Raw genomic sequence first — 22,426 nt, 5'->3', positions numbered from 1 at the left:
TTTCGATCCGCGTAATCATAACGGTTACTTGTTATGAATATAACGCTCGTCGTCGAAACTGCACACCCAGCCCGGGCGCAGCGCAACCAGTGCCGTCATCAACATGCCGTTGAGCACCGCCTCGGCGAAGAATACCAGCGGAAAATAGGGATAGTACTGGTAGCTCAGCCAGCCGGCATTGGCCGCGTCACTCAATAACATGACACCCGCACCGGCAAGACTGGCGAACAGAATGGAAATGCCGGCGGCCAGGAACCCATTGACATACACATAGACAAAGAAGTTATGCGGCAGACGGCGTTGCGCAAAACGCAGCAGCAGGGTTGTGACCAGGATCGGTATACCCCCCATCACCAGTGCGTTGAGTCCCAGCGAGACAAAACTGTCGCCGTTGTACAAGGTACTTCCTGTCAGCACCAGCAATACCGCCAGCATCGCCAGTGGCCAGCCGAACATCAGTGTCACCACCGTCATGCCCAGCAGGTGGAAGTTAAGTGCCGGCAGCACCCCGGCACGGGTGTTCCACAACAGCAACACCATGACGCAGGCGGCGAAGAACAGGTGAGAGAAACGGTTCTCCAGTAACCGCGCCAGTGGCGCCTGCCGCAGCGCAACCCACAGCAGCATGACGAACAGGGCATTGGCGGGCCACGACAAACCGGCAGGAATCAGATCAGCGGGGAAATCCATAAGGCACTCCGGACAGTCATATCATGTTTATGCGACCTGGCGCCCTCACAGTCAAGACACAATCTTCAGGGAAACTGACTAACACTGCGTAATAAAAAGGGGCGCCGAGGCGCCCCTTTTATCTTCAACATGTTATATCGGGATCAGGCGATCTGCCCCATGATGTCACGTGCCTCGTCCTTCTGCTCATCGCTGCCTTCCTCGATGACTTCATCGAGAATGCTGCGAGCACCGTCCGGGTCACCCATGTCGATATAGGCACGGGCCAGGTCAAGCTTGGTGGACACTTCGTCCATGTCGGCCAGTTCTCCATCACCTGATTCAGCTTCCGCTTCCTCGCTATCGAGGTCCAGGCTGTCGATATCGAAGTCCAGTGTGTTTTCCTGCTTGATGGCATCAGGCTCCACGCTGTCCATATCGATATCCAGTTCCGGGCTGGCCGCTTGTGCGGTTTCTTCCGGCGGTGTGAATTCAACACTGTCCGGCTTTTCTTCGCTGACCTCCTTATCTTCATCGAGCGACAGGTCGATATCAAAGTCCAGCCCCTCATCCACCTTGTCTTCTGCGGCGGCCTCGGGTTTACTGGTGCCTTCACTGTCAGACTCACTCATATCAAACTCAAGCTCGTCGTTGAGTGAATCCGTGTCTTCCGTGGCATCACCGGCATCGCCGCTTGCCACGCCACCCGGCTGGTAGATCGGGTTGTCGGGGCTGATCTCGCGCCCCATCTCGGCAACCTTCTGCCATAGCGGATCATCGCTGTTTTCGAGGCGCGCCAGGATCAACTCGGCGTGTCCGTCAAAGCCCGGCTGGTTCCTGGCGGCGAGGAACACTTCCAGCATCTTCAGGTTCAGGTCTTCGTTCTGCGGGTCCTTCTCCAGGGCATCGGCGATCAGATCCTCGGCCTGCTGGAAACGTCCGTAGGCAAGATAGACATCGGCCTCGGCCAGCGGATCGGCTTCACCGTCAGTGCGCATGGAACCCATGTCGCTCACGGCAAATTCCGACAGCAGGGAAGACTCGTTAGTGGATGATTCACTGCTGGCGGTCGAAACGATTTCGCTATCGGAAACCGCAGATTCATTGCCAGCCGCCTGCAGAATGCTTTCCTGGAATTCCGTCTCGACACTGCGCTTGCGACGCAGGCCGAAGAAGGCCAGCAAGGCCAGCACTACACCACCGGCGCCCAGCCACAAGGGGTTGTTCATCAGACGATCGACAAAGCCCGGCGTCGTTGCCGTTTCCGGTATGGCGGGCACGCTAACGTCCGGCTCGGCCTCCGGTGCAGCCTCTTCCGTTGCAGTATCGGCCACGGCAGTCGCGGTTTCGTCGGCAGGCGGTGCGGCTTCACCCTCCACACGCCCGGTCGCGGTATCTGCAGTCTCGGCAGAGACCGTTTCATCGACCGCCACGACTGTGTCCCCCGCATCAGTACTGCCGGCTTCTGCAACAGCCTCTTCTGCCGGAGCTTCTGTGGTCACTTCTGCTGAAGCATCAACCGGGGCTTCCGCTTCCGTTGTTGCTTCCTCGATCACAGCGGATTCTGCACCCGCCTGTGCCTGCAGCTGTGCCAGCGCTTCGTCCTTGAGCTGGATCAACCGCTGCATGTTCTGGATCTGTTGTTCCAGCACCGCAAGGCGACCGGACATGTCTTCGCTCTGACGGCGCTGCGCTTCCATCGCCTCGTTAGCCATGATCAGCTCACGTTTCAGCGTCTCGAGTTCAGCACCGGCTTCGGCGCTTCCCGTGGCACTGGCGGCTCCGGTTCCCTCGGGGGCAACCAGCTGCAGGCTGGGTTCGGCGGCAGTCGTGGCAACCTGACCTGTCCCGGACGCAGCTACCGGCGCTTCTGCCGCCTCACTGCGAACGACACTACCGCTTCGCGCGGCCAGCCATGCCTGGTACTGGGCGCGACTCTCTCGCCGTGCCTCGGCCTTGCTGATCGATGTCAACGCTTCCCGTGACGGTACGCGCAGCACATAACCTTCCTTGAGGTTATTGATATTGTTGCCAATGAAAGCCTGTGGATTGGCGCGCAACAGACCGATCATGGTCTGCTCGATACTGACACCTGCATCGGGACGCACCTGTCTGGCAACCTGCCAGAGTGTGTCATTACGCTTTGTCGGGCCGTACTCACCGGGGTTGAAAGGTTGCGGTGTACGACCTGTGTTGCGAACCCGTGCAGCGCTGACGGGCGCTGAACGAACCGGTGCAGACTGAACCGGAGTAACCCGGGCGGCCGGCGCCTGTACGACAGGGGCTGCGGCAGGCATGGTCAGGGGCGGATCGACCAGCACGGTGTATTCACGCAGCAAACGGCCCTTGCTCCAGGAAATCTCCATGAGGAAATCGAGGAACGGTTCACGAATGACCTCGCGGCTGGTAATCAGCACCACCGGCTTGCCGGCCTCGTTGCGGGTTACGTTGAATTTGAGTCTGGAAAGGAACAGTGGACGATCCACACCCGCCTGCTCGAAAGCCCGGGGAGAGCCCATGGAAACCTTGAGTTCCTGCATCTCCGCATCGGTGGCGGAAAGCAACGCCACTTCTGCATTAAGTGGCTGATTCAGCGAGGATTTAAGCTCAATCTCGCCGAGTCCCAGTGCAACCACGTCTGCTGTGGTCAATGCGCCCAGCATTGCCATTGCCAAGGCCGATTTCCTGAACATATAACGTCCCCTTTTTTTCCCTGATTCGCATCCACAAGCGAACCCGGCCGTTCTCCCGACCGGACCATGTGCATCCACTGGCAGCCCTGACCGCCGCTGAACAGACTAGCTCAGAGGTAGTTTTTTACCAGTATTTCAGCAATCTGAATACTGTTAAGGGCTGCCCCTTTGCGCACATTATCGGCGACCACCCATAAATCTAAACCTCTGGGATGCGAGATATCTTCACGAATGCGACCTACGTACACCGGATCGCTGTTTGCCCCCTCGGTCACGGCTGTCGGGTAGCCCCCGTCCTTGTGTTCATCCATGATTTCGATACCCGGTGAACGCGCCAGCAGTTCACGACACTGGTCAGCCGTCATCTTGTCGCGGGTCTCGATATGCACCGCCTCCGAATGCCCGAAAAATACCGGCACGCGCACGGCGGTGGGGTTCACCTGAATGCTCTCGTCGCCCATGATCTTGCGGGTTTCCCAGACCATTTTCATTTCTTCTTTGGTGTAGCCGTTGTCCTGGAACACGTCGATGTGCGGCAGCACGTTGAAGGCGATCTGTTTTGGGTAGACCTCAGCCTTGACGTCTTTTGTATTCAACAGGTTGGCTGTCTGTGTGGCCAGCTCCTGGATGGCGTCCTTGCCGGTGCCCGAGACCGCCTGGTAGGTACAGACATTGATGCGCTCGATACCCACCGCGTCGTGGATCGGCTTCAGCGCCACCAGCATCTGGATGGTGGAACAGTTGGGATTGGCGATAATGCCGTGGTCCTTGTAGTTGGCAATCTTTTCCGGGTTGACCTCCGGCACCACCAGCGGGATCTCGTCGTCGTAACGGAACTGCGAGGTATTGTCGATGACCACGCAGCCGGCTGCCGCGGCTTTCGGTGCATACTCTCTGGATATGGATGCACCGGCGGAGAACAGGCCGATCTGCGCTTTGGAAAAGTCAAAATCGGCAAGGTTCTGCACCGTCAGCATCTTGTTGCCGAACTGCACCTTGCTGCCGGCGGAACGTTCGCTGGCCAGCGGGTAGACCTCGCCGACCGGGAAATTACGCTCGGCAAGAATTTCCAGCATGACTTCACCGACTGCGCCGGTTGCGCCGACCACGGCGACATCGAATGTACGACTCATAATGACTCCTGTTCTCTCATGTCACTGACTCCGTCATTGCGGGCGTAGCGCGGCAATCTCTGTCAGTTTGGTGGCAGACCTGAAAGGATTGCCGCGCTACGCCCGCAATGACAGGAAATAAATTAATCCAGCGCCGCCACCACGGCATCGCCCATCTCGACAGTACCCACGGCCGCCTGCCCCTCGGCTGCAATGTCAGGGGTACGCAAACCCTGGTCCAGCACCTTGCCCACAGCCGCTTCGATACGATCAGCCGGTTCCGACTGGCCGAAGCTGTAGCGCAACATCATCGCCACCGACAGGATGGTTGCCAGCGGGTTCGCCACGCCCTGCCCTGCAATGTCGGGCGCGGAACCGTGAATCGGCTCATACATGCCCTTGCCGTCGGCATCCAGCGAAGCGGATGGCAGCATACCAATTGAACCGGTCAGCATGGCGGCGGCATCGGAAAGAATGTCACCGAACATGTTGGTGGTCACCATGACATCGAACTGTTTGGGCGCGCGCACCAGTTGCATGGCGGCATTATCGACGTACATGTGGGTCAGTTCGACATCCGGGTAGTCCTTCGCCAGGCCCAGCATGACCTGTCGCCACAACTCGGTGACTTCCAGTACGTTGGCCTTGTCGACCGAACACAGGCGCTTGCCGCGTTTTTGCGCAATCTCGAACGCGGAACGGCCGATGCGTTCAATCTCCGACTCACGGTATACCAGCGTGTTGAATCCTTCCTTCTCGCCATTATCGAGTGTGCGCACACCGCGCGGCTGGCCGAAGTAGATACCGCCGGTGAGTTCACGCACGATCATGATATCCAGCCCGGATACCACCTCTGGCTTCAGCGTCGAGGCGTCCGCCAGTTGCGGGTAAAGAATCGCCGGGCGCAGGTTGGAAAACAGTTTCAGTTCCGCACGCAGCCCCAGCAGCCCCTGTTCCGGCCGCAACGGACGATCCAGCGATTCATACTGCGGCCCGCCAACAGCGCCGAGCAGAATGGCATCCGCCTCGCGCGCCTGCGCCAGCGTGTCTTCCGGCAACGGGTGACCCTTGGCGTCGTAGGCCGAACCACCGACCAGGCCCTGTTCCAGCTCCACCGACAGGCCATCTGCCTTCAGCCGCTCCATGACTTTAACGGCTTCCGCCACAATCTCCGGGCCAATGCCGTCACCGGGGAGAATCAAAATCTTCTTCATAATCGTTTTTCCTGTTTGGGGTCAGAGTAAAAACTCCCCCCGCTTGACAATACTGGATATTGAATGTTTTTACTCTGACCCCGGATTTTCGAATAACCAGGGGGCCTCGGCGCGACGGCGTTGTTCGTAGGCGCGGATCTCATCGGCGTGCTGCAGGGTCAGGCCAATATCGTCCAGCCCGTTGAGCAGACAGTATTTGCGGAACTCGTCCACGTCGAAGCGGATCACCTCGCCATCCGGCGTGCCAAGGGTCTGCGCTTCAAGGTCTACCTTCAAGCGGTAACCTTCGTTGGCCTCGACCTCGGCAAACAAACGGTCCATCACCCCGGCATCCAGCACAATTGGCAGCACGCCATTCTTGAAACAATTGTTAAAAAAGATATCCGCAAAGCCCGGCGCAATCACTACCCTGAAGCCTGCATCTTCCAGCGCCCATACCGCGTGCTCGCGTGAAGAACCACAGCCGAAATTCTCACGCCCGAGCAGGATCTGCGCCCCCTGATAACGCGGCTGGTTCATGACAAAGTCCGGGTTCAGGCGCCGCTTTCCGTGGTCCTCGCCGGGCTCGCCCGGATCGAGGTAGCGCCAGTCATCGAACGCATTCGGTCCAAAGCCACTGCGCTTGACCGACTTGAGGTATTGCTTGGGGATGATGGCATCGGTATCGACATTGGGTCGATCGAGCGGCATCACCAGGCCGTTGAGTATTGTGAATTTTTCCATCGTCTGACTCCTGATCAAACCAGCTCCCGGGCATCGACAAAATGCCCGGCCACTGCCGCCGCTGCCGCCATCGCCGGGCTGACCAGGTGGGTGCGTCCACCGGCGCCCTGGCGCCCCTCGAAGTTACGGTTGGAGGTCGAGGCGCAGCGCTCACCCGGTTCCAGCCGGTCGGCATTCATGGCCAGGCACATGGAGCAGCCCGGTTCGCGCCATTCGAAACCGGCCTCGATAAAGATCTGATCCAGTCCTTCTGCCTCGGCCTGCTGCTTGACCAGCCCCGAACCCGGCACCACCATCGCCAGCACCACGTTATCCGCCACCTTGCGGCCTTTCGCGACCGCGGCCGCCTGGCGCAGATCCTCGATACGCGAGTTGGTGCAGGAACCGATAAACACCTTGTCGATCTTTATATCGGTGACTGGCATACCGGGTTCCAGCGCCATGTATTCGAGCGCCTTCTGCATACCGGTCTGTTTCACGCTGTCACTTTCCTGTGCCGGGTCCGGTACCACGCCGTCGATGGGTGTTACCATTTCCGGTGACGTTCCCCAGGTGACCTGTGGTTGAATATCCTTGGCATTTAATGTCACCACGCGATCGAACACCGCATCGTCATCGCTGTGCAGGTCGCGCCAGTTCTCGATCGCGCGCTCCAGCATCTCACCCTTCGGCGCAAACGGCCTGCCGGTGACATAATCGAGGGTTTTCTGGTCTACGGCCACCATGCCACAGCGTGCACCGGCCTCAATCGCCATGTTGCACACTGTCATGCGGCCCTCAATGGACAGGGACTCGATACCACTACCCGCAAACTCAACGGCATAACCCGTGCCGCCCGCCGTGCCTATCTCACCGATAATGGCCAGCACCAGGTCCTTGGCGGTAACGCCCTCGCCGAGCTCGCCTTCCACGCGCACCTGCATGTTTTTCGATTTTTTCTGGATCAAACACTGGGTAGCCAGCACGTGCTCGACTTCCGATGTGCCGATACCGAAGGCCATGGCACCAAACGCACCGTGAGTGGAGGTATGTGAATCGCCGCAAACTACCGTCATGCCGGGCAGGGTTGCGCCCTGCTCCGGGCCGATGACATGCACGATGCCCTGGCGCGGGTCGTTCATGTGAAACTCGGTAATACCGAAACTCTCACAGTTGCTGTCCAGCGTTTCCACCTGGATGCGTGCCACCGGATCGGTGATGCCAGCCACGCCCTGTTCGCGTTGTGTGGTCGGGACATTGTGGTCCGGCACCGCCAGCACGGCATCCGACCGCCACAGTTTGCGGCCGGCCAGCCGCAACCCCTCGAAGGCCTGCGGTGAGGTGACTTCGTGTACCAGGTGCCGGTCGATATAAATAAGACCGGTGCCGTTGTTATCCTCGCGTACCAGGTGCGCGTCCCACAATTTGTCGTAGAGTGTCTTGCCGCTCATCGTTCCCTCCTACTGTGCGGCTATCCTACGGCGGAAACACAAATAACTCCAATTCATATTTTTCATATTTTGGATTACTATATGGAATATGGATATTGCTTCACTCAAGGCCTTTCTCGCGGTCGCCGATACCGGCTCCTTCTCGCAGGCGGCGGAGCGCCTGTTCCTGACCCAGCCCGCCATCAGCAAGCGTATCGCCGCACTGGAAAACGAACTGGATGCGCGCCTGTTCGACCGTATCGGCCGTCGCGTGTCGCTGACAGAAGCCGGCCGCGCCCTGCAACCCAGGGCACGTATCATCCTGGTGGAAATCGAGGACAGCATTCGCGCCATATCGAACCTCAGTGGTGAGATACACGGGACACTCCGCTTCGCCACCAGCCACCACATCGGCCTGCACCGTTTACCGCCGGCGCTGAAAGCATTCGCGCGGCAACACCCGGACGTGCGCCTGGATATTCGCTTCATGGATTCCGAAGCCGCGTGTGTAGCTGTAGAACACGGGGAACTGGAACTGTCGATTGTTACCCTGCCACCCGAGCCTTCACCGAACCTGTCACTCGACCCGGTGTGGGAAGACCCGCTGGGGATCGTGGTATCGAACGAACATCCGCTCGCTGGCCAGCAGCGCACAGCATTGTCTTCGCTGTTGAAACACCCCGCCATTCTGCCGGCGACCGGCACCTACACACGCCAGATTGCCGAGCAGGCATTCACTCAGGCCGGCGCAACGCTCGACGTGGCCCTGTCGACCAACTACCTGGAAACCATCCGCATGCTGGTCTCGGTCGGCATGGGCTGGAGCCTGTTGCCCCTGACCATGCTGGACGGACAACTGAAACATATCCATGTACGTGAACTGCAGTTGCAGCGCACACTGGGCGTTGTTACCCACCGGGAACGCACATTGTCAAATGCGGCGCTGGCCCTGCAGGCATTACTACACAAGACATAAACCATATCAGCACAAAATGTGTGCCATTCAACTATTTGGGGTCAGAGTCAAAACCCGAAAACTCGTGACTGACAATATACCTCAAGATGCGAGGGATTGAGTTTTGACTCTGACCCCAAATTTTCAAATAACGTGGTAAACTGTGACAAATTCGACTGCTGGCAGAATCAGGGTGACGCTATGTCCGAAGTACAGTTCAATCCAAAACTCACCGACGAAATCAAGGTTTCCCCGGAAGCCGTCAAACAGCTGATCGCGCTTACCGAGAATGAAGACGCCGTAAACGGCGTGCGTATTTTTGTCTCCGGCGGCGGCTGCGGTGGCATGTCCTATGGCATGACCTTCGTCGAGCAACCGGGCGCTTACGACCGCGTGCTGGAAAAAGACGGCATGAACATCTATGTGGATGCCGTGGCACTGGGCTTCCTGGAAGGTGTGGAGATCGACTTCAAGACCCAGGGCGTGAACAAAAGCTTTGTGTTCAAGAACGTGTTCGCCAACACCGGTGGCGCTGGTACCTGTGGTGCCTGCGGCGCAGCCGGCGGCGGTTGCGGCTGAGCCAGCTGCTCCTGGTTGCCCAACCGGGCAGCTACCGTATTGCACCCTACCTGTTCGCCGCCCGGCGAATGGGTGTGGATACACTGATCGCCTCACGTGGCGAGCATTCCCTCATTACCGAGGTTTCCCGCGGCCTGCACATCGACCCGGATGATACTGAAACAGCGCTACAGGATATTCTCCGCCAGGCAGAACTGACCCCCTTCGACGGTATTCTCGGCAGCGACGACAGCACCGTCGAACTGGCCGCCATGGCCGCGCAGGCGCTGGATCTGCCGCATAATCCACCCGAAGCCGCGCGACTGTCACGACGCAAGGACCTGGCGCGCGCGCAGCTGGCGCTGGCCGATGTTCCTGTCCCCACGCACAGCCTTGTCGACCTGAATAAACCGATTGAGAGACAGGCGCAGGCCATGCCCTGGCCATGTGTCATCAAGCCACTCAACCTGTCCGCCAGCCGTGGCGTGATACGCGTAAATAACCTGGATGAATTGCTCTCGGCGTGCGAACGCGTCAAACCGATCCTTGCCGAACAGGCCGACCCTTTCCTGCAATCGAACCTGCTGGTAGAACGATACATCGACGGAATCGAAGTGGCCTATGAAGGCTTCCTGCACGAAGGCCGGCTCACTACCCTGACCCTGTTCGACAAACCCGATCCGTTGACCGGACCTTTTTTCGAAGAGACAATCTACGTGACACCTTCGCAACTCGACACCGAAACACAGACACGTATCGAACGCAATGTTGCCCGCGCCTGCGAGGCCTATGGCCTCATCACCGGGCCAGTACACGCCGAGTTGCGCGTCGATGAACATGATGCGTGGATACTGGAAGTCGCCTCGCGCACCATCGGCGGAGATTGCGCGCGTATCCTCGACCAGGGCAGTGATTTCAATCTTGAGGAACTGGTGATCTCACTGGCCATCGGACAACCGCTGGCCAACCGTCCCTCGCAAAAAGCCCGTGGCGTGATGATGCTGCCCATCCGCAAGGGTGGCGTACTGCGCCGGGTGGAAGGTATTGAAGCGGCGCGCAAGGTCAGACATATCGACCGGGTGGATATCATTATTCGTAACGGTAACGAGCTGGTACCGTTACCTGAAGGTAACCAGTACCCAGGCTACCTGTTCGCCAGTGCCAACAAGGTGGAAGACGTCATTAACGCCCTGCGGGAAGCCAGTGACAGGCTGAACTTTGTGGTTGCACCGATGTTGCATATCGAAGGCAAGCTTCCAGCACGCTGAAACCACTGGACTCCGGCATTCAGCAGAGTGCCGGAAAACGAACATCCAGGAGGCCGTTTCTGACTACTTCTTGCCGCCACCCGCCTGCTGGAAACCGGCCGGTAACTGGCCGTAATCGCCTTCATCGAAGAAGAAGCCCAGCATGTGTTTTTCGATCAGCTCGATAGCCTTTTCATCAGCGGTGCTCAGACCATTCTCGTTGATAATAGTGGTCAAACGCTCCAGCCATTTCTGCCAGCCTTCTTTCGAGACATTCTCGTAAATACGGATTCCCAGCTCGCCGGGATGCGGCGGTTTGTCCAGCCCTTCCGCCTCGGTCTTGAGCACCACACACTGCACCATTCTTGTCATGTCGAATTCCTGAACGGGTTGTTAATCGGTTAGATTCTGTTCGTATTTCTTCAGCAGCACACCATCGTCGCCACAACAACTCGCGGCACACTTCCTGACCTGGTGTATCTCGTCCTCGCTGGCGCCAAGGTAAAAGGACACCGGGCGATTCTCTGCTGCGCAGTCGCAACCCTTGTCATTATACACGTAAATATTCGTCAGGCCGGCGCGAACCGCCGCATCACGGGCCGCAAACAGGCTGGCCTCCGGTGTCGGTGGTACATCGCTGAGCTTGTAGGCCGGGAAAAAGCGCGTGATATGCCACGGGCTGTCCTTGCCAAGGTTGTCGCGAACCCAGCAGGCAATCCGGTAATGTTCCTCCGGGTCATCGTTCTTGCCGGGAATGATATTGGTCCGGGTTTCGACATGAATACCGAGTTCGTGCGCCCTTTTAATGGAATGCAGCACCTGTTCCACGCGCGCGGGTTTGCAGATTTCCCGGTAGAAGTCATCGCTGAGACTCTTGATATCGGAACACAATACGTCGATGTAAGGCGCCGCGAGTTCCAGTGCCTCGTCCGTCACAAAACTGTTGGAAACATACACCGTATACAAACCGGCCTCGTGTGCCAGCTTCGCGGTATCAATAACATATTCCAGCCACACCGCCGGTTCGGAATAGGTAAAGGCTATCCCCTGCACACCGGCCCGCAATGCCGTATCAACCAATGACTGTGGCGACACCCAGGCCTCGCGTGATTCGCCACGGGCAAGATCGTCCAGCGCCTTCACCCCCCAGGAAATATCCAGGTTGTGACAGCCGCCGCAACGGAAACTGCAACCGTAACTCCCCACTGACATGACCTGCGTACCAGGGCGGTAGTGCTTTACCGGCTTGTCTTCGATGGGGTCAATATCGATAGAGGAAAGTATGCCGTATGAGAGGTTGTACAGGGTACCGTCCCGGTTCACGTGCGCCTGGCAGAAACCACGCTGGCCGTGGCCGATCTTGCAACGCCACAGGCACAGGTTACAGCGGGTAGTCCCGTTGGAAAGTTTTTCCTGAAGCCGGGTTTCGACCAGCTGGTATTGTTGGGGGTTGGTCAAGGGTCACCTGCCTGGATGCATCGCCAAAAGAAGTTTCCAGTCATACTACACCAAACGTAGCAGAACATTTTATTACCGCGATGGATTTCCGGTATTCATCCGCCCTGTATGCTCCCGGCACAGACCTCAATCCATTAATGATTGTGTGTGAAGGCACTGGCATACATCCTATATGATCGATGCACTGAAGAAATCAGACAGCCTTCATCCACTCCATGAAAACACTCCAGCAGCTCCGCTTCGACAATCACTATGCCCGTCTGCCGGAGATCTGTTTTTCCGAACACCGGCCACAACCCCTGGATGAATCCCGGCTGATTCATTTTAATGCCGATGCCGCTGCACTGATCGATCTGGATCCCGAACAGGCAAAAACATCTGAATTCCTCGATTTCGTATCCGGCAGGAAACTGTTGCCCGACTGTCGCCCGCTAGCCATGTGTTACGCCGGTCACCAGTTTGGACAGTATGTTCCACGCCTCGGTGACGGACGTGCCATTCTGCTCGGCCAGGTGCGCAACGACAATGGAGAAAGCTGGGACCTGCAACTCAAGGGTGGCGGAACCACGCTGTATTCCCGTGGTGGTGACGGACGTGCCGTACTACGCTCCACCATTCGCGAATACCTGTGCAGCGAGGCCATGCACGGACTGGGCATACCCACCACCCGCGCCCTGTGCATCACCGGTAGCAGTGACGAGGTCTACCGCGAGCAAATCGAAACCGGTGCCATGCTGGTGCGCATGGCGCATGGCCATATCCGCTTTGGCAGCTTCGAATACCTGTATTATGAAGAACGTCACGATGAACTGCGCACACTGGCCGACTACACGCTGAAACACTATTTCCCGCAACTGATCGAGAGCGACAATCCGTACCTTGCTCTGCTCGAATCCGCCATTGCATCGACGGCGGATCTGATTGCCCACTGGCAGGCTGCAGGTTTTGCGCACGGCGTAATGAACAGCGATAACATGTCGATCCTCGGTCTTACACTGGACTACGGACCGTTTGGTTTCCTGGACACGTATGCCCCGGATTTTATCTGCAATCATTCCGACCACAACGGTCGCTACGCCTTTGACCAGCAGCCACACATCGGCCTGTTCAATCTCAGTTGCCTGGCACAGGCACTGTTACCGCTGATCGATGCAGAACCGGAAGCATCGGCTGAAAAAGCACGCCACGTACTCGACCGCTACCAGACACTGTATATTGATGCTTACGCAAAACTCATGCGCAAGAAACTGGGATTACAGGCCGTACGCCCCGAAGACAAGGCCCTCTGCGAGACGCTGCTCGACATCATGGCCAGCAGCCGCGCTGATTACACCCGGGTTTTCAGACAATTGTCGGAAGCAACTGGTATCGATGCAGTGCGTGACCTGTTCATTGACCGTGATGCAATCGGTAGCTGGCTGTCTCACTACCGTGCCCGCCTGGAACATGAGAGCAGCGTGCCTGAAGAACGCAGTCAGCGCATGAAACAGGTCAACCCGAAATATATCCTGCGCAACCACCTGGCCGAGACAGCTATCCGCAAGGCACGTGACGATGAAGATTACAGTGAGATCGAGCGGCTCATGACGCTGTTGAAAGATCCCTTTGATGATAACCCCGAATTCGAGTCCTATGCCGCTGAGCCACCTGACTGGGCACAGGGTATCTCGGTCAGCTGCTCTTCCTGATATCTCGTAACGGAAACGCCATGACAGAACTCAGACACGTCTTCGACGCAACGCGTGAAAACTTCCCGCAACTGGTACTGGAAAATTCACACAAGGGGCTGGTGATCGCCAACTACTGGAAACCCGGCGCCGGCCCCTGCATGCGTCTGTGGCAGACGCTGGAAAAACTCAGCCAGGACTACGCCGGACGCTTTCTGCTGGTCAACATCAACACCGAAGCGCAAAAGGTGCTGGCGCGTGACAATGCGATCAACAGTGTCCCTACCCTGAAGCTGTACCGTAACGGCGAGGTTGTGGAATCCGTGTATAGCGCTCAATCCGAAATTTCACTGCGCCAGGTCATCGATAAATACGTGCCGCCGGCCCAGGATACGGAAATTGCCGAAGCTATCCGCCTCTACCAGCAGGGCCAGGTCGATAATGCGTTACTTAAACTGGTGGAGGCCGGCATCCAGTCACCGGACAACCCGCGCATACACGCGACCGCCATCAAACTGCTGCTGCGGGAAAAACGTTACGCAGATATTGATGCCTACGTGAAAGTTCTGCCGGACAGCGTTCGCGCACAGGAAAATATCGGCACCCTGCACACACACGCGAGGATGCTTGCGCTGGCAGAACAGGCCGACCCGGCAGAAACGCTGGATGCGCGTATCAGGCAAGCAGCGCAGGACACCCACGCCATGTTGAGCCGCGCCGCCCTGGCGATGGTGGATGATGATTTCGCGACCGCCCTTGAACTGCTACTGCGCGCTTATCGCCAGCAGCCGGCCTGCAATGACGCCCTGCCCCGCAAGGCCATGCTGGTGATTTTCTCCTTGCTGGGAGAACAGCATGAACTGACCCGTCACTACCAGAAGGCCATGCTGGAAGACCTGCACTGAGTGTTTTTCTTCATGCCGCGTGCACTGCCATCTCTACACCTTCTGTGACAGCGATCGTTTCGCTGGCCTGCTCCACCTCGTCGTGGTTACCCTGCACAATCAACAGCAGGCGCCCGTTACTCACCATGGTTTCATAGCGCAGCGCACTGTCACCCGACACGCCCACCGTATAGAGACCCACACCAAGCTTGTGAAGCTGCCCGGTTATAACCTGCCTGTCCAGTCTGGACGCCAGCACAGCAACCATGGAACCCGCTACCGTAAACGGGCCATAATCCGGGACCCAGAAATAACCTGCGGAACCCAGAATGCCGTACACACGGTTCCAGAACCCGGCCTGTTCACCGTGAAACCTTGCTTCGCCCGCAGTCTCATAAAGCGCAAAGTGGCACTGGTCACTGTAACCACCCTTGCCGACAACAGAAACCCTGTGCAAGTCACAGCCGTTAACATGTAACGCAGCGAGCGAATCCTCAAGCTGCTGCTGCAGGTCATATATCGCGACACAAGTGCTGCATTCAGTCATCCACAGACCTCTCGGTACCCGTTCTCCCCAGCCAGTATCACCCATTCCGGAAAGCAGGTCTGTCACCTGACTGACAATCATGAATGATGCGGCTTTACCCTCACCTGTTTTTCTACAGCACCATGATGCGTCGTGGTGTCGTCCGCGTATTCCTGCAAGGCTTCCAGTTCGGTAACCACAGTCTGGAAATGGCGTTTGTGCAGAATACCCTGCTTGCGCCAGTGCTGCAGATGCCGGTTTATCACCTGCCGCACGGAACCCACCATGCGCGCCAGCGACTCGTCGTGCAGATCGTTGATCAGGTGCAGCGTGCGCTCTGCCTTGCCGGCCGGATTCCCGCCCGGTTTCACATGGCGGAGAATCAGCCGGGCAAGACGTGTCATGGTGTCGTGCAGGGCGAGGTCGGTGGCAAGGTCTTCGAGTTTGCGCATCTGCTCGCCAAGGTATGGCAGGAAATTCCGGTTAAATTCGGGATGCCTTTCCAGCCACGCACGGGCCTCGGGGAGTGGTACAGAAATCAGATTGACGTCGTCGAGTGCCACAGGCGTCATTTCGTGCGGCTGATCGTTCAGCAGGGTGATCATGTCGATACCGTCTCCCGGCCCCAGCAGGAACAGCGTGATGCTGCGACCGGTTTGCGGATTGATACGCGTCACCTCGACCCGGCCATCGATCAACAGGAACAGGCGTTGCTGGAAGATGGATGGATCCAGCTGAACGCCACGCCGCCAGCTGTCACGCCGGAACATACCGAGCATGTCGTCCATCAGTTCGTCCGACAGGCCCGCAAACAGCGGTGAACGGGCCAGCTGTGCCTTGCAGTGCGTGTAGTATGCCATGTCCCTTTTCATACAGGTCTGCTCCGGCGAGATTTGAATGACGGATTGTCGCACATGGGACGACAGGCAACAAAACCGGCCAGCCTGTCACATAAGTGACACACACAACCCGGCAACCAGTGTTAGGCTGTTTCTGCACCATTACTGCGATATCGAGACTGCACCAGGACCCGGTTGAAACAGCGCAACCCTGTCACCATGTTTATCGGGCATAGAGAACAAGCCGCTCACATCGGAGCCGTACATGGAATTCAAGGACTATTACAAAATCATGGGTGTAGCGCGCGATGCCACCCAGGATCAGATCAAGCGCGCCTACCGTAAACTGGCGCGCAAATACCACCCGGACGTCAGCAAGGAGCCGGATGCCGAGGCGCGCTTCAAGGAAGTCGGCGAAGCCTACGAAGTACTGAAAGACCCGGAGAAGCGTGCCGCTTACGACCAGCTCGGCGCCAACTGGAAAGCCGGTGCCGACTTCAACCCGCCACCGAACTGGGATGCCGGTTTTGAGTTTGGCGGCGGTGGCTTCACCGGCGGTGACGCCGGTGATTTCAGTGACTTTTTCGAATCCCTGTTTGGCCAGGGATTCGGTGCTGCGCGGGGTGGCGGCCATCGACGCGGTGGTTACCATGCACGCGGCGAGGACCACCATGCCAGGGTACTGATTGACCTCGAGGATGCTTTCCACGGTGCAACGCGTGCCATTACCCTGCGCCACCCCGAACTGGACAGCAGTGGTCACGTGGTAAACCGCGAACGTACCCTGAACGTCAAGATCCCGAAGGGGGTCAAGGAAGGCCAGCGCATCCGGCTGGCCGGTCAGGGGGCTCCCGGCATGGGTGAAGGACCTGCCGGCGACCTGTACCTGGAGATCAATTTCAAGCCTCACCCGTTGTACCGGGTCGAGGGCCGTGACCTGTACCTCGACCTTCCTGTTGCTCCCTGGGAAGCCGCGCTCGGCGCCACGGTGAAAACACCGACACCAGCGGGTCCGGTCGACCTGAAAATTCCCGCCGGGACGCGCAGCGGACAGAAGCTGCGCCTGAAAGGACGGGGCATTCCCGGCACGCCGCCGGGTGACATTTATGTCATTCCACAAATCGTCCTGCCACCGGCAAGCAACGAAGCGGCAAAAGACCTGTACCGCAAGATGGAAAAAGAACTGGCGTTCAACCCACGCAACAAACCGGGAGTGTAGACAGCCATGCCGACAAATATACTGAATGGCGTACTCATTGATGAACAGACCCGGATGTCGCTGGGTGAACTGTGCCGGGCCTGCTCGCGACATGCCGAGTGGGTGATCGAACTGGTCGAGGAAGGTGTTCTGGAGCCTGCCGGACCTTCCCCTGAACACTGGTACTTCAGCGCAACGGCATTACAACGGGCACTGGTGGCGGCACGACTGCAACGTGACCTTGGCATCAACCTGGCGGGAGTCGCGCTGGCGCTTGACCTGCTCGAAGAGATTGAAGCGCTGAGAGCACAACTACAGGGCTTCAGACGATGAATGCCGCAGCGAAGTATATTCGCTGGTTTGAAACGCTCGGCATCGACGACATACCCCTGGTAGGTGGTAAAAATGCTTCGCTGGGTGAAATGTACCGCGAGCTCACCCCGCAGGGTGTAAAAATACCCAATGGCTTTGCTATCACCGCCGAAGCCTACCGCAGCATGCTCGACCGCGCCGGGGCATGGGAGGCATTGCACGACGCCCTTGATGCCCTCGACCCTGAAAACGTTGACGACCTCGCCCTGCGCGGGGCAAGGGCGCGTGAAATTGTTTACGGGGCCGGGCTGCCCGACGACCTGCGCGAACAAGTCCTCGACGCCTTCCATACGCTGAAGTCGCAGTACAAAACTGACATCAGTGTTGCCGTGCGCAGTTCAGCCACGGCAGAAGACCTGCCCAATGCCAGTTTTGCCGGCCAGCAGGACACCTATCTCAACATCGAGACCGATGAACAGCTGGTCGAGGCCTGTCGCCGCTGCTTCGCCAGCCTGTTCACCGACCGTGCCATTCACTACCGGGTCGACCAGGGTTTTGACCATTTCAAAATATCATTGTCGATTGGTGTCATGAAAATGGTGCGCTCCGACCTCGCGTCCAGTGGCGTCATGTTCTCGCTGGATACGGAAACCGGTTTTCGTGACGTGGTATTCATTACCGGCGCCTACGGGCTCGGCGAGAATGTCGTGCAGGGCGCCGTTGATCCCGACGAATTCTACGTTCATAAACCGACCTATGCACAAGGTCACCGGACTGTACTGCGCCGCCTGCTGGGCTCCAAGAAAATCAAAATGATCTACGCTGCGGGGCGCACCCGCGAGGCGACCCGTAATGTGCCGACCCCACGCGAAGACCGGCAACGGTTCTGTATTTCCGACGAGGATGTGCTGACGCTGGCCGACTATGCCATCAAGATCGAACAACACTACAGCCGGCAGGCCGGTTACGACAAACCCATGGACATGGAATGGGCTAAAGACGGCATCGACGGTGAACTGTACCTGGTGCAGGCACGTCCGGAGACAGTCGCATCACAGGTCACGGGCAATATGCTCGAAGTGTTTCACCTGAAGGAAGAGGGTGAGGTGCTTACCGTTGGTAATGCGGTAGGTACACGCATTGCCAGCGGCAACGCGCGTCTGATCCGCGACCCCGGTCAGCTCAATACCTTCCATGCCGGTGAGGTGCTGGTCGCCGACACCACCACGCCGGACTGGGAACCGGTGATGAAAATCGCCGCAGCTATTGTCACCAACCGTGGCGGCCGTACCTGCCACGCGGCCATTGTGGCGCGTGAACTGGGCATTCCCGCTATCGTCGGCTGCGATGATGCAACGGCTGTCATCCCGGACGGCGAACCGGTCACCGTGGACTGCTCGCAGGGCGACCGGGGCCGTGTCTATGCCGGCAAGCTGGACTATGTCCGTGAAACCACTGACCTCGGCGAACTGTCGCGACCGAAAACAAAGATCATGCTCAACCTGGGCAACCCGGACCTGGCATTCAAGATGTCATTCCTGCCCAACGACGGTGTGGGTCTGGCGCGCATGGAATTCATTATCAACCAGTCCATCAAGGCGCACCCCATGGCCCTGCTGCACCCGGAACGGGTACGTGACCCGGCACAGCGGGAACAGATTGATACATTATGCCGTGGTTACGACAGCCCGACCGACTTCTTCATCAAACATCTGTCAGAAGGCGTCGGGACCATTGCCGCAGCCTTCTGGCCAAAGCCGGTTGTGGTACGCCTGTCGGATTTCAAATCCAATGAATACGCTTCGCTGATCGGCGGAAGCTTCTTTGAACCCCGGGAAGATAATCCCATGCTGGGCTTCCGCGGCGCAGCGCGTTACACACATCCTGACTACGCCGAGGGCTTTGCCCTGGAATGCGCCGCCATGAAACGTGTACGTGATGACATGGGACTGACCAACGTTATCCTGATGATTCCCTTCTGCCGGCGCGTGGAAGAAGGTGAACGGGTACTGAAAAGCATGGCGGACAACGGGCTCAGGCGTGGCGATAACGACCTGCAAATTTATGTCATGTGCGAAATCCCCAATAACGTTATCCAGATCGATGCCTTCGCCAGACTGTTCGACGGTTTCTCGATCGGCTCCAACGACCTGACCCAGCTTACCCTTGGCGTGGATCGAGACTCCGAACGGGTGGCATTCGACTTTGACGAGCGCGACCCGGGCGTGAAGGAAATGATTCGCCTCGCGGTGGAAGGTGCGCGACGCAATGGCAAGCATTCCGGCCTGTGCGGACAGGCACCGTCCGATTACCCGGAGATGGCGGCATTCCTGGTCGAAACAGGCATTGATTCCATCAGCCTGAACCCCGACACCGTTCTGGCAACGACCCGGCAGATACTTCAACTCGAATCGGAAAGGCGCTAGAAACCTCTCATGCAAACCGGCCACTACCTGCCACGCTCCATGCCCGATGCGTTGCGCGGACTGGTTACACTGGCACTGGATTTGCGCTGGAGCTGGCACCATGGCAGTGACGTGCTATGGCGCCAGCTGGACCCGGCCTTGTGGGACACCACGACCAACCCCTGGCTGGTACTCGAGACCGTGTCCGACCTGCGGCTCAGGACACTGGCCGAAGACCGTGACTTCCTCGACCTGCTGCAGAAACAACTGGATGCCCGCGAGGCGCATTTTACGGAAGAATCCTGGTTCACCCGTGAAATCGACGGTGACTTCGACGGCCACATTGCCTACTTCAGCATGGAGTTCGGCATCTGTGAATCACTGCCGATCTACTCCGGCGGCCTTGGCGTACTGGCCGGTGATTTCCTTAAAACCGCCTGCGACCTCAATGTTCCGGTGATCGGCATCGGGCTGCTATACCAGCGCGGCTACTTTCGCCAGGCGCTGAATGTCCACGGTGAACAGATCGAGTTCTACCCCTACAACGACCCGACCATGTTGCCTGTTACACCCTTGCGCGACGACAAGGGCGAATGGGTGCGTATCAGCATTGAACTGCCCGGACGCAGCCTGAACCTGCGTACCTGGCACGCACAGGTCGGCCGCCGTACCCTGCTGTTGCTCGACAGCAACGACCCCCTGAATGATCCCGGTGACCGCGGCATCACCAGTGAGTTGTATGGCGGCGGCCGGGAAATGCGCCTGCAACAGGAAATGGTGCTTGGTATCGGCGGCTGGCGCCTGCTGGAAACGCTGGGTATCGAGTGCCCGGTATGTCACCTCAACGAGGGGCATGCTGCATTCGCGATACTCGAACGCTGCTATTATTTCATGCACCGCCACAACACCGACTTCCGCCATGCGTTGCGCGCCACCCGGGCCGGCAACCTGTTCACCACCCACACACCGGTGGCCGCCGGCTTCGATGTTTTCGAACCTGAACTGGTACGCCTGTATCTCGGCGCCCTGGCGAAACAGATGGAAATCGATATCGACGAACTGCTCGCACTGGGTCGCAGTCAGGCTGACAATCCACACGAAAGATTCAATATGGCCTGGCTGGCCCTGCACGGTGCCGGCGCGGTCAATGGCGTCAGCCGCCTGCACGGCGAAGTCAGCCGGCGCATCTTCCTGCCCCTGTTCCCGCGCTGGCCCGTGGCTGAAGTTCCTGTCGGTTATGTTACCAACGGTGTACACGTCCCGAGCTGGGACTCTGTAGCAGCCGATACCCTGTGGACCGAAAGCTGCGGGAAGTCCCGCTGGCGGGGTACACTGGAAAACCTCGAGGACGACCTGCGCAAGGTGCCGGATGAAACACTCTGGCAATTCCGCGCGACCGGCCGGCAACGACTGGTGCAGTTCGTGCGCCGTCGACTGGCACGTCAGCAATGCAGCCGTGGCGCCACCAGCCCCGGCGTCAACCAGTGCAGTGAAGTACTGGAACCGGATGCCCTGACGCTGGGCTTTGCGCGGCGGTTTGCCGAGTACAAGCGCCCCAACCTGCTGTTGCAGGATCCCGAACGCCTGTTACGCCTGCTGAACAACCGCGACCGCCCTGTGCAGTTGATTCTTGCCGGCAAGGCTCACCCTCGTGACAATGATGGCAAGGCCATGCTGCGTCAATGGCATGAATTTGTGACGAAGTACAGGGTCTGGGACCGTGTGGTGTTTATCGAGGATTATGACCTCAATGTTGCCGCCGAACTGACCCAGGGTGTGGATGTATGGATCAACACGCCACGCCGACCCTGGGAGGCCAGCGGTACCAGTGGCATGAAAGTCCTGGTCAATGGCGGACTCAATCTGTCCGAACTGGATGGCTGGTGGGCAGAGGCCTGGACACCGGACGTTGGCTGGGCGATTGGTGACAGGCTGGAACATGCCCCGTCCCGGGATGTTGTAGAAGCCATGGAACTGTACCGTATCCTGGAAACCGAGGTTGTTCCCTGTTTTTACCAGCGCGACGAACAGGGCGTACCGCGTGAATGGGTCAACCATATACGTGAAAGTATGGCGCGGCTGACCACGCAATACTCCACCAACCGCATGCTGCGTGAATACACACAAAACTATTACCTGCCGCTCGCAGAAAACTATCGTCGGCGTCGCGACAAGCCGGAACAGGTATCCGCCATGGAGCAGTGGCACGATACATTGCTTCACCATGGCCCACGCATTCACTTTGGCAATATCGTCACCAACACCAGCGGGGACAACCATCACTTTGAAGTACAGGTGTACCTTGACGAGGTGCCGGCAGATGCCGTGCAGGTCGAACTCTACGCCGAGGGTATCGATGGCGACACGCCATTGCGCGAAACACTGCAATGCGGCCCGCCACTGGCCGGCGCGGTCAACGCCTTTACCTACACCGGCGACGTACCCGCAAGCCGGCCAATCAGCGATTACACGCCCCGCGTAATCCCGTATTTCCCGCAGGTCGCAATTCCACTCGAGGCCAACCCGGTTTTCTGGTACAGCTGAAAAATAACCCGAC

The 22,426-nt window shown here is 58.3% G+C and carries 19 protein-coding genes; 9 read left to right on the top strand and 10 right to left on the bottom strand.

Translation table 11 applies throughout. The features are described from left to right. Nucleotides 1-24: 24 nt before the first annotated feature. The 6 genes from ACW81B_RS04710 to leuC all read right to left on the bottom strand — a co-directional run bounded on the left by ACW81B_RS04710 (nucleotide 25) and on the right by leuC (nucleotide 7,841). Nucleotides 25-690 carry an energy-coupling factor ABC transporter permease gene (locus tag ACW81B_RS04710; protein ID WP_491579058.1) on the bottom strand — a complete coding sequence of 222 codons (666 nt, stop codon included), beginning with the start codon at nucleotides 688-690 and terminating at the stop codon, nucleotides 25-27. 143 nt (nucleotides 691-833) lie between these two features. Continuing rightward, the gene (locus ACW81B_RS04705) at nucleotides 834-3,338 is read right to left on the bottom strand and encodes a motility hub landmark protein FimV (protein WP_491579071.1); all 2,505 of its coding nucleotides are present in this window, start codon (nucleotides 3,336-3,338) and stop codon (nucleotides 834-836) included. 134 nt (nucleotides 3,339-3,472) lie between these two features. Beyond that, nucleotides 3,473-4,498: an aspartate-semialdehyde dehydrogenase gene (locus tag ACW81B_RS04700; protein ID WP_491579070.1), complete on the bottom strand. Its 1,026-nt coding sequence runs from the start codon at nucleotides 4,496-4,498 to the stop codon at nucleotides 3,473-3,475. A 119-nt stretch (nucleotides 4,499-4,617) separates the two neighbouring features. Further along, the gene (leuB, locus tag ACW81B_RS04695; RefSeq protein WP_491579057.1) at nucleotides 4,618-5,688 is read right to left on the bottom strand and encodes a 3-isopropylmalate dehydrogenase; all 1,071 of its coding nucleotides are present in this window, start codon (nucleotides 5,686-5,688) and stop codon (nucleotides 4,618-4,620) included. Between the two features lie 69 nt (nucleotides 5,689-5,757). After that, the gene (gene leuD, locus ACW81B_RS04690) at nucleotides 5,758-6,411 is read right to left on the bottom strand and encodes a 3-isopropylmalate dehydratase small subunit (RefSeq protein ID WP_491579056.1); all 654 of its coding nucleotides are present in this window, start codon (nucleotides 6,409-6,411) and stop codon (nucleotides 5,758-5,760) included. 14 nt (nucleotides 6,412-6,425) lie between these two features. Beyond that, entirely contained in the window at nucleotides 6,426-7,841 is a 1,416-nt protein-coding gene (gene leuC / locus ACW81B_RS04685) for a 3-isopropylmalate dehydratase large subunit (protein ID WP_491579055.1), read from the bottom strand. 88 nt (nucleotides 7,842-7,929) lie between these two features. Here leuC and ACW81B_RS04680 point away from each other — a divergent pair, with 88 nt between their 5' ends. The 3 genes from ACW81B_RS04680 (at nucleotide 7,930) to ACW81B_RS04670 (ending at nucleotide 10,601) form a co-directional block, all read left to right on the top strand. After that, nucleotides 7,930-8,796 carry a LysR family transcriptional regulator gene (locus tag ACW81B_RS04680; protein WP_491579054.1) on the top strand — a complete coding sequence of 289 codons (867 nt, stop codon included), beginning with the start codon at nucleotides 7,930-7,932 and terminating at the stop codon, nucleotides 8,794-8,796. A gap of 180 nt (nucleotides 8,797-8,976) precedes the next feature. Beyond that, entirely contained in the window at nucleotides 8,977-9,354 is a 378-nt protein-coding gene (locus tag ACW81B_RS04675; RefSeq protein ID WP_491579053.1) for a HesB/IscA family protein, read from the top strand. Further along, entirely contained in the window at nucleotides 9,345-10,601 is a 1,257-nt protein-coding gene (locus tag ACW81B_RS04670) for an ATP-grasp domain-containing protein (RefSeq protein WP_491579052.1), read from the top strand. Before ACW81B_RS04675 ends, ACW81B_RS04670 begins: the two co-directional genes overlap by 10 nt. A gap of 63 nt (nucleotides 10,602-10,664) precedes the next feature. Here ACW81B_RS04670 and ACW81B_RS04665 read toward each other — a convergent pair whose 3' ends face one another. Both ACW81B_RS04665 and amrS read right to left on the bottom strand, forming a co-directional pair. Continuing rightward, nucleotides 10,665-10,952, bottom strand: a complete 288-nt coding sequence (locus tag ACW81B_RS04665) for an oxidative damage protection protein (RefSeq protein ID WP_491579051.1) — start codon at nucleotides 10,950-10,952, stop codon at nucleotides 10,665-10,667. A 21-nt stretch (nucleotides 10,953-10,973) separates the two neighbouring features. Beyond that, entirely contained in the window at nucleotides 10,974-12,038 is a 1,065-nt protein-coding gene (amrS, locus tag ACW81B_RS04660) for an AmmeMemoRadiSam system radical SAM enzyme (protein ID WP_491579050.1), read from the bottom strand. A gap of 215 nt (nucleotides 12,039-12,253) precedes the next feature. Between amrS and ACW81B_RS04655 the strand changes: the two genes are divergently transcribed. Further along, nucleotides 12,254-13,726, top strand: coding sequence for a protein adenylyltransferase SelO (locus tag ACW81B_RS04655; protein WP_491579049.1), 1,473 nt, complete (start codon nucleotides 12,254-12,256; stop codon nucleotides 13,724-13,726). Between the two features lie 20 nt (nucleotides 13,727-13,746). Continuing rightward, the gene (locus ACW81B_RS04650; protein WP_491579048.1) at nucleotides 13,747-14,610 is read left to right on the top strand and encodes a tetratricopeptide repeat protein; all 864 of its coding nucleotides are present in this window, start codon (nucleotides 13,747-13,749) and stop codon (nucleotides 14,608-14,610) included. Nucleotides 14,611-14,620: 10 nt separating this feature from the next. On the opposite strand, the gene ACW81B_RS04645 is transcribed toward ACW81B_RS04650, so the two are convergent. After that, nucleotides 14,621-15,136, bottom strand: a complete 516-nt coding sequence (locus ACW81B_RS04645; protein ID WP_491579047.1) for a hypothetical protein — start codon at nucleotides 15,134-15,136, stop codon at nucleotides 14,621-14,623. 77 nt (nucleotides 15,137-15,213) lie between these two features. Then, nucleotides 15,214-15,975 carry a Crp/Fnr family transcriptional regulator gene (locus tag ACW81B_RS04640; protein WP_491579046.1) on the bottom strand — a complete coding sequence of 254 codons (762 nt, stop codon included), beginning with the start codon at nucleotides 15,973-15,975 and terminating at the stop codon, nucleotides 15,214-15,216. A gap of 244 nt (nucleotides 15,976-16,219) precedes the next feature. On the opposite strand from ACW81B_RS04640, the gene ACW81B_RS04635 reads away from it, so the two are divergent. The 4 genes from ACW81B_RS04635 to glgP are packed head-to-tail and all read left to right on the top strand — an operon-like array spanning nucleotide 16,220 to nucleotide 22,413. Beyond that, nucleotides 16,220-17,173, top strand: coding sequence for a DnaJ C-terminal domain-containing protein (locus tag ACW81B_RS04635; protein ID WP_491579045.1), 954 nt, complete (start codon nucleotides 16,220-16,222; stop codon nucleotides 17,171-17,173). Nucleotides 17,174-17,179: 6 nt separating this feature from the next. Beyond that, on the top strand, nucleotides 17,180-17,485 hold the full coding sequence (locus tag ACW81B_RS04630; protein ID WP_491579044.1) for a chaperone modulator CbpM: 306 nt from the start codon (nucleotides 17,180-17,182) through the stop codon (nucleotides 17,483-17,485). Next, entirely contained in the window at nucleotides 17,482-19,890 is a 2,409-nt protein-coding gene (ppsA, locus tag ACW81B_RS04625; RefSeq protein ID WP_491579043.1) for a phosphoenolpyruvate synthase, read from the top strand. Before ACW81B_RS04630 ends, ppsA begins: the two co-directional genes overlap by 4 nt. A gap of 9 nt (nucleotides 19,891-19,899) precedes the next feature. Beyond that, nucleotides 19,900-22,413, top strand: coding sequence for an alpha-glucan family phosphorylase (glgP, locus tag ACW81B_RS04620; protein WP_491579042.1), 2,514 nt, complete (start codon nucleotides 19,900-19,902; stop codon nucleotides 22,411-22,413). Nucleotides 22,414-22,426 lie beyond the last annotated feature (13 nt).

This window comes from Thiogranum sp., from assembly GCF_058323355.1.
This window is presented reverse-complemented; position numbering and strand designations above follow the sequence as displayed.

Bases quoted from the DNA above. Each gene is read 5' to 3' on its own strand.
- ACW81B_RS04710 (WP_491579058.1), bottom strand. From the start codon at position 690: ATGGATTTCCCCGCTGATCTGATTCCTGCCGGTTTGTCGTGGCCCGCC.
- ACW81B_RS04705 (WP_491579071.1), bottom strand. From the start codon at position 3,338: ATGGCAATGCTGGGCGCATTGACCACAGCAGACGTGGTTGCACTGGGA.
- leuB (WP_491579057.1), bottom strand. From the start codon at position 5,688: ATGAAGAAGATTTTGATTCTCCCCGGTGACGGCATTGGCCCGGAGATT.
- leuD (WP_491579056.1), bottom strand. From the start codon at position 6,411: ATGGAAAAATTCACAATACTCAACGGCCTGGTGATGCCGCTCGATCGA.
- leuC (WP_491579055.1), bottom strand. From the start codon at position 7,841: ATGAGCGGCAAGACACTCTACGACAAATTGTGGGACGCGCACCTGGTA.
- ACW81B_RS04680 (WP_491579054.1), top strand. From the start codon at position 7,930: ATGGATATTGCTTCACTCAAGGCCTTTCTCGCGGTCGCCGATACCGGC.
- ACW81B_RS04675 (WP_491579053.1), top strand. From the start codon at position 8,977: ATGTCCGAAGTACAGTTCAATCCAAAACTCACCGACGAAATCAAGGTT.
- ACW81B_RS04665 (WP_491579051.1), bottom strand. From the start codon at position 10,952: ATGACAAGAATGGTGCAGTGTGTGGTGCTCAAGACCGAGGCGGAAGGG.
- ACW81B_RS04655 (WP_491579049.1), top strand. From the start codon at position 12,254: ATGAAAACACTCCAGCAGCTCCGCTTCGACAATCACTATGCCCGTCTG.
- ACW81B_RS04650 (WP_491579048.1), top strand. From the start codon at position 13,747: ATGACAGAACTCAGACACGTCTTCGACGCAACGCGTGAAAACTTCCCG.
- ACW81B_RS04645 (WP_491579047.1), bottom strand. From the start codon at position 15,136: ATGACTGAATGCAGCACTTGTGTCGCGATATATGACCTGCAGCAGCAG.
- ACW81B_RS04640 (WP_491579046.1), bottom strand. From the start codon at position 15,975: ATGGCATACTACACGCACTGCAAGGCACAGCTGGCCCGTTCACCGCTG.
- ACW81B_RS04635 (WP_491579045.1), top strand. From the start codon at position 16,220: ATGGAATTCAAGGACTATTACAAAATCATGGGTGTAGCGCGCGATGCC.
- ACW81B_RS04630 (WP_491579044.1), top strand. From the start codon at position 17,180: ATGCCGACAAATATACTGAATGGCGTACTCATTGATGAACAGACCCGG.
- ppsA (WP_491579043.1), top strand. From the start codon at position 17,482: ATGAATGCCGCAGCGAAGTATATTCGCTGGTTTGAAACGCTCGGCATC.
- glgP (WP_491579042.1), top strand. From the start codon at position 19,900: ATGCAAACCGGCCACTACCTGCCACGCTCCATGCCCGATGCGTTGCGC.